Below are 399 nucleotides of genomic sequence, written 5' to 3'. Positions count from 1 at the left end.
TCACGGTGCCGGAAGCACTGCCAGCCGGAATGGTGACTTTGGTGCCATCGGACAAGGTGAAGGTCAGACCGTTGTGACCGGTAACGGGCAGGTTCTGGCCGTTGCTCAGGGTCACGGTGTAGGTGATCTCACCACCTTCGGCGACGGTGGTCTTGTCAGCGGTCAGGGTAGCGACGACTTCGCTGATGGTATCGGTGATCTGGACGGTGGCATCGCCACCCAGTTCCAGATTCTCGAAGGTTTTGCCAGTGACGGTGGCATCGGTGATGCCGATGGTCAGGGCCTCGCCATCCTTGAAGACGTCATCGCCTTGAGCCGGAGCCTTGTACTCGGCTTCGGTCTGGCCAGCGGCGATCACTACCTTGGCACCGTTGGACAGGGTGACGGTCAGGTCGTGGT

1 protein-coding gene is annotated in these 399 nt (G+C 60.7%); it reads right to left on the bottom strand.

Annotated features, from left to right (window positions below):
* The coding region (locus F3J43_RS23705; RefSeq protein ID WP_205298076.1) for an immunoglobulin-like domain-containing protein at nt 1-399 on the bottom strand (399 nt) is incomplete at both ends.

This window comes from Pantoea sp. Cy-639 (genome assembly GCF_011752525.1).
In the GTDB taxonomy this organism is placed as follows: Bacteria; Pseudomonadota; Gammaproteobacteria; order Pseudomonadales; family Pseudomonadaceae; genus Aquipseudomonas.
The sequence above is the reverse complement of the archived record's forward strand: the minus strand, read 5'-3'. Positions and strand labels throughout refer to the sequence as shown.